This is a genomic window from Sodalinema sp. (assembly GCF_046483825.1).
In the GTDB taxonomy this organism is placed as follows: Bacteria; Cyanobacteriota; Cyanobacteriia; order Cyanobacteriales; family Geitlerinemataceae; genus Sodalinema.
Genome location: NZ_JAWOCL010000163.1, coordinates 1 through 6,492, shown reverse-complemented (window position 1 = coordinate 6,492; position 6,492 = coordinate 1). Strand labels below are relative to the sequence as shown.

General features: G+C 52.8%; 4 protein-coding genes and 1 pseudogene. 4 read left to right on the top strand and 1 reads right to left on the bottom strand.

The window, feature by feature from the left end:
- Positions 1-88 precede the first annotated feature (88 nt).
- The 3 genes and pseudogenes from iscB to R6U67_RS10640 all read left to right on the top strand — a co-directional run bounded on the left by iscB (position 89) and on the right by R6U67_RS10640 (position 2,941).
- A pseudogene (gene iscB, locus R6U67_RS10650) lies at positions 89-948 on the top strand (RNA-guided endonuclease IscB).
- Positions 949-1,066: 118 nt separating this feature from the next.
- Positions 1,067-1,936: a methyltransferase domain-containing protein gene (locus R6U67_RS10645; RefSeq protein ID WP_410252522.1), complete on the top strand. Its 870-nt coding sequence runs from the start codon at positions 1,067-1,069 to the stop codon at positions 1,934-1,936.
- 78 nt (positions 1,937-2,014) lie between these two features.
- Positions 2,015-2,941: a homogentisate phytyltransferase gene (locus tag R6U67_RS10640; RefSeq protein ID WP_410252521.1), complete on the top strand. Its 927-nt coding sequence runs from the start codon at positions 2,015-2,017 to the stop codon at positions 2,939-2,941.
- Positions 2,942-3,042: 101 nt separating this feature from the next.
- On the opposite strand, the gene R6U67_RS10635 is transcribed toward R6U67_RS10640, so the two are convergent.
- Positions 3,043-5,625 carry a UvrD-helicase domain-containing protein gene (locus R6U67_RS10635; RefSeq protein WP_410252520.1) on the bottom strand — a complete coding sequence of 861 codons (2,583 nt, stop codon included), beginning with the start codon at positions 5,623-5,625 and terminating at the stop codon, positions 3,043-3,045.
- A gap of 446 nt (positions 5,626-6,071) precedes the next feature.
- On the opposite strand from R6U67_RS10635, the gene R6U67_RS10630 reads away from it, so the two are divergent.
- On the top strand, positions 6,072-6,492 hold a 421-nt coding region (locus R6U67_RS10630), incomplete at its 3' end, for a PDZ domain-containing protein (protein ID WP_410252519.1).

Sequence of the window (6,492 nt, the reverse complement as noted above, 5' to 3'; positions counted from 1 at the left end):
GGAAAGTACCGACTCTGAACATTAGCGTTCGCGCAGCGTGCGCGTTAGCGCATAGCAAACGTTACGAGACATCAGAAGCGACGCAACAATGTCTAACCATGTTTTCGTTTTAGATACCAACCGCAAGCCGCTGACACCCTGCAAGCCAGGGGTGGCACGATCACTGCTCAAAGCAGGGAAAGCATCGGTATTTCGACGCTACCCATTCACCATTATTCTCAACAAGGAGGTTGACGCTAATCCTGAACCCCTCGAACTCAAATTAGACCCAGGCTCTAAAGTCACTGGAATTGCCTTAAAGCAAGGGAATCATATTATCTTTGCTGCCGAGTTGCAGCACCGAGGACAGCAGATTAAAGAAGCATTGCTCTCTCGTCGTCAACTCCGACGTTCTCGACGAAACCGTAAAACTCGATATCGGCCGGCCCGGTTCTTGAATCGGACTCGTCCCCAGGGTTGGTTAGCTCCGAGCTTGCTGCCGTTAACTCGACCCGATGGGCCTTGTTCAAGGCTCTCAAAGCAACAGGACTCCCAGTTACCACAGGAACTGGCGGACAAACGAAGTTCAATCGACTGAGGCTCAATCTACCTAAGGCTCATTGGCTTGATGCTGCCTGTGTTGGACCAGTCGACTCCCTCGACATTCTGACGTCAAAGCCGTTGCTGATTAGAGCGAAGGGGCATGGAACTCGTCGGATGTGCGGGACGAATAAGTACGGATTCCCCATTCGTCACCGCTCACGGATTCAGGTTCACAAGGGCTTTCAGACTGGCGATATCGTGATGGCCAGGGTCACGGCGGGGAATAAAATTGGCTCATATCTAGGACGGGTTCTCTGCCGTGCGTCTGGCAGTTTTGATATTACCACCGCCTCGGGACGGGTGGCAGGCATCAGCCACAAATACTGCAAACCTATTCACAGAAAGGATGGTTACGCCTATGCTTAAAAGATTGACGGGGACTCAAGTCCCCCTGTTGCGTTTCCTCCCCGGTCTAAAGACACGGGGCTTCCACGCGAGCAAGAGGTTTACGTGATAGAGATAGCAAACCGACTCCCCAGACCCGATGACCAACCCCTTTAGACAGCCGATTCAGGACTTTTACGACGCATCCACCGAACTCTGGGAAGAGGTCTGGGGCGACCATTTACATCATGGCTACTACGGCGATCGCAACCCCCGAACCCTCGACCGACGACAGGCCCAAGTTGACCTCATCGATCGCCTCGTAGACTGGCTAGAAGACTCAGGAAACGCTCTTCCCCTCAGTGACCAAAGTCAAATTCTCGATGTCGGCTGCGGAGTCGGCGGAAGTAGCCGACATTTATGGCAAAAATTCCACTGTCGGGCCACGGGAATCACCCTCAGTCCCGTCCAGGCCCGCCGGGCCACCGAGCGATCGCAACAAGCCGGGGCCAACGGGTCCTTAGGCTTCTTAGTGGCCGACGCCTTAGCGGTTCCCTTCGCTGATGCCAGTTTTGATTGGATTTGGTCCCTCGAAAGCGGCGAACATATGCCCGACAAAACCCGCTTTTTGGCCGAATGTTATCGCCTCCTCAAACCCGGTGGAACCCTGATGTTAGCCACCTGGTGTCATCGTCCCCTCGACTCGGGTCGGTTATCGGCGGCGGAAGTCGATCACCTGTCGCAACTCTATCAGATCTATCATTTACCCTATGTTATTTCCCTACCCGACTATGAGGCGATCGCCGACGGGATAGGATTTGAACATCTGCAAACGGAGGATTGGTCCGCCGCTGTGGCCCCATTTTGGGATGTCGTCTTGGAGTCGGCCTTAGATCCCAAAGTGATGTTAGGGGTTCTCTTGTCCGGTTGGGAAACCATCCAGGGGGCCTTTGCCATTAACCTAATGCGAGAGGGCTATAAGACGGGGTTAATTCGCTATGGGGTTCTCTCAGGACGGAAGCCCGAGTAACGACACCGCCGCAACCCTGACAGGACAGGCGTTTTCGGTTTTATTCCCCGATTCGTTCAATCTAAACCTAGAGGAGTTATGGAGTCGCGATCGCAGCCCATCACCGCATCACTCAGCCAACACTTATCCGCCCTCTGGCGGTTCAGTCGCCCCCATACCATTATCGGCACCACCCTCAGCGTCTGGGCCTTATTTGCCATCGCCCAAGGGGGAGATTGGCCCACCGCCACGGACTGGCGATCGCTACTGGGGGCTTGGTTGGCCTGTTTAGGCGGAAACCTCTATATTGTCGGCTTAAATCAACTCGAAGATATCGAGATTGATCGCATCAACAAACCCCAACTCCCCCTAGCCTCCGGCGAGTTTAGCCCTCGTCAGGGCCAATGGATTGTGGCCCTCTCCGGTTTGGCGGCGATCGCCCTAGCGGCCCTGCAAGGCCCCTGGCTACTCGCAACCGTCGCCGTCAGTCTCCTGATTGGAACCGCCTATTCCCTGCCTCCCATCCGCCTCAAACGCTTTCCATTTTGGGCGTCATTTTGCATTTTTACCGTCCGAGGGGTCATCGTCAATTTAGGGCTGTTCCTGCACTTCCAAGGGGGCTTTCCTGTCATTTCTGAAGTCTGGGCCTTAACCCTATTTGTCCTGGTTTTCACCTTTGCCATTGCCATTTTCAAAGATATCCCCGATCTCGAAGGGGATAAACGCTATCAAATTAGCACGCTTACCCTTCGCCTCGGGGCCGCCGCCGTGGCCCGCTTAGCCCTCATCACGATTTCTATCTGTGATCTGTTTATGATTGTGGCGGGATTTACCATCCTCGAAGCCATGAATGGAACCGTTTTGGCTATCATTCATTTACTACTTTTAACCCTACTCTGGGTTCGTCGTCGCAGTCTGGATTTGAGCGATCGCACCTCTATCGCTGCTTTTTATCAATTTATTTGGAAACTTTTTTTCCTAGAATATCTCGTTTTTCCGTTAACTTATATCGCGGTTAATCGTTAATGACGGGCTAAGGGGAAATGGGGCTAAGATAACAGTTCTTCGTTTGATGAGATACAGCTTGTCTCGATGATCTGTTCCGCTGTTCTGGGGTTCCCTCTTTATCAGAAAGTCGGGACCTCAGCAAGATGAGAATTGCTATAATCATAACCGTTGACGAGCCAAATCTCTGCCAATGGCGGCGGTTCGGGAGGGGGGGCAGTGCTGAAGCTGAGTTCCTCTTCTGGGGGCAGTTCCCAGGTGCTGAGGGGAATCGCCGCCGCGTCGAATCCGGGCTGTAATTGCTCTAAAAACCCTCCCTCCGGTTCGCAGGCCGTTAAGACTAATTTATCCCGCGATCGCGTCAACGCCACATATAATAACCGTAGCGATTCCTGAGCCTCCAATTGTCGCTGAAGTCGCTCTAAATAAACATAGAGAAATGGCTTTCCCTCTCGTTCAAAATCATCACTAAACCGCACCGCCACCCCAATCTCTGGATCGAATAAAACGGAGTTGCTGCGGGCGGAGGATTTCACGGACAAATCCCCTAAAATCACCCGTTTCCACTCTAATCCTTTGGCGCCATGAATGGTCATCAAGGATACCGCATTACTGGCATCGAGGGGAAGCCGGGGGATGGCCGCCTCCATGGCCCGTAACCGCTGTAACCGCCGCACCACCGAGTACAGACTGCGATCGCCCCCCTCTAACTCCCGCACAAATTCCCGAAATCCTCGCCAATCCGCGAGACGACGACGGGAACTCGGCAGATTCGCTAAGACGGCGGTATATCCGGTACAGCGATCGCACTCTTGCAACAGTCTCGACGGCGACTCCTCTCGGGCCAACTTCCGTAACGCCCCTAACAGCTTCAGGGGCGAAATGGCGGGAAGTTCCTCGGCTTCACAGTCAAGAGATGCCCAATTAACCTGTTGCAACCGTTCCCACCAGGTTAAGGAGGGATGTCCCTCGGTCTGTTGTTTAATTAAAAGGAGAGCGCGATCGCTCAACGCAAAAAACGGACTTCGCAACACCGCCACCAAGGCCCGATCATCGTCAGGATGACAAACACACTCTAACAACGCCATGCCATCCTTGGCTTCCCGCGTCTCCAACAAGGAACCGCCCCCCGCCAACGCAATGGGGATTCCTCGGGCTTCTAAGGCCTCAGCATAGACTCCTAGAGGGGCATTGGTGCGAGCTAAAATGGCAATCTCCCCCGCTGTGACTTCCCCCTTGTCGAGCCATTCTTGCACCAACTCCGCCATGCGATAGGCTTCTGCGGCCCGTTTCTGGGCCTTAGCCCAGGTTGGGGCCTCCGGGAGACGAAACACCTGCACATCGGGTTCAGTTTCAGGGATTTCGTCACGAGACGATCGCAGGGATTGGTGTAAGTGCTTCAGCAGCGGGCGGAAGATGGTGTTAATTTGTTCGATCAGTCGGGGATGGGTGCGGAAACACAGACTTAGGGCGACGTCTTCTCCTCCCTGTTGTTGAATCTGTTGTCGCATCTGCTGAAAGACTTGGATATCGGCCCGGCGAAAGCTATAAATCGACTGTTTCTCATCGCCAACGATGGTGAGCGTCGCTTGTTGGGTTAAGGCGTTGAGAAACTTGCCTTGGGTGGGGTTCGTGTCTTGAAATTCATCGACTAAGATGGCTTGGAAGCGATCGCCATACTCGCGACGAATCCTCTCATCTTGCAAGGCTTCTAAGGCGTAAATTTCTAAGTCGGCAAAATACAAGACGCGATCGCGTCGTTTGCGGGCTTGGAGTTCTCGCCAAATCCAGTTAAAGGCCGCTTTGAGAGCGGGCAACAATTGGGCTAACTCCTCATCTAACTCCCCCAAGTGCAAGACATTGAGTTCCGCCTCATAGTCTTTCGCCAGCTTCCGTAAGTCTTTCAAGTGTTGGCGAATGGTGTCTAATCCTCCTGATCTCCAGTTCTTTTTACTGCCCCGTTCCCGGTTGAAATTGCGCTCAATGAGAATTTTGAGGAGTTCGGGCGATCGCTCCCCTCCCTGGAGCCGACAGAGGGCGGTATAGACCTGTTGCCGTGCGGGTTCGAGGGTATCTTTGCCACTGCCGCTATATTGGGGCAGAATCTCTAAACTCTCTTGAATGAGGGGATGGTTGAGAATCTCGGTAAAGATCTCTTCTTGAAGCTGTTGGGCTAGGGATGGCCAAGATTTCGGGGAGTTCTCGAAGGCGGCTTGCACTGAGAGCGGATCGTCGAGGAGTCGGGGCAAAATGGATTCGAGGAGATGATAGGGAACTTGTTCGTAGAGAGGTTCCGGGAGGCGATCAAAAATCTTCAGACTGGCTTCCTCAAACCAGAGTTGATACTCAATCGCATCTAAAATGCGGAAATCGGGTGGGATGCCTAAGTCTAGGGCGCGATCGCGACAAATTTGGGCGGCGAGACTGTGAAAGGTACAGATGGGGGCGGCTTCGAGTTCGGCGATCATCTCTAGGCGATCGGGCATTTCTTGGGCGATCATCTCCCGAATCCGCGATCGCAGTTCTAGGGCGGCTTTCTCGGTGAAGGTGACGGCAACCACTTCGAGGGGAGAGTAGCCATCGTCTCGTAGATGATGCAAATACCGCTGGGCTAACATATAGGTTTTCCCGGTTCCCGCCCCAGCGGTGACGGCGACACTTCCTTGGGCGTAAACGGCTTGGTGTTGTTCGGGGGTTAGAGGCATGGGGGGGAAGAAGGCAAGAGGCAAGAGGCAAGAGGCAAGAGGCAAGGGGCAAGGGGCAAGAGGCAAGAGGCATAACCCACCCCTAACCCCTCCCAGGAGGGGATGGCAAGAGGCAAGGGGCAAGAGGCAAGAGGGGGGAATGGGAAATGTTAAAATTGTAGCGGAGGGGACTTGTTTTTTGGGCCGCGATCGCCATGTCGTTGGAGCAAAAATTTTTCAGCCCGACAACCCAAAAAATTTTCTAAAACCCCTTGCTTTGTGGATTCCTTTGTCGCTAAAATGAAGCTTAGCGGATTGCCCATCTGCCCTCATATCTGTTCAATACTGTCAGCCACTTCCCTATAATAGGCTGGTACATGATAGGGGATAGCCCAGTTTCGCTACGAAATCTGGGTTATCCCCTATCATGCCTATTCTTTATATAATAACGCCCTAGATGTGACGTCATGAGTCGTTCAACCATCCAACCTGCCCTCGTCACCAAAGTTTTGCCAGGTTCCATTGCCGAAGAGATTGGCTTTCAGGCGGGCGATCGCCTCGTATCCATTAACGATATCTCACCGCGAGACTTAATCGACTATCAATTTCTTTGTGCTGACGAAATTCTCAGCCTAAAAGTTCTCGACAGTGACAACGAACTCCATGAAGTCGAAATCGAGAAAGACTACGATTGTGATTTAGGCTTAGAGTTTTCCTCTGCCTTATTTGATACCCTAATTCAATGCAATAATCGTTGTCCCTTTTGCTTTATTGATCAAAAACCCCCAGGAATGCGGGATACTCTCTATCTCAAAGACGACGATTATCGCCTCAGCTTTCTCTATGGTTCCTATCTCACGCTAACCAACCTTCCCGCCGCTGAATGGG

Coding starts and splice junctions, on each gene's coding strand:
- R6U67_RS10645 (WP_410252522.1), top strand. CDS start 1,067: ATGACCAACCCCTTTAGACAGCCGATTCAGGACTTTTACGACGCATCC.
- R6U67_RS10640 (WP_410252521.1), top strand. CDS start 2,015: ATGGAGTCGCGATCGCAGCCCATCACCGCATCACTCAGCCAACACTTA.
- R6U67_RS10635 (WP_410252520.1), bottom strand. CDS start 5,625: ATGCCTCTAACCCCCGAACAACACCAAGCCGTTTACGCCCAAGGAAGT.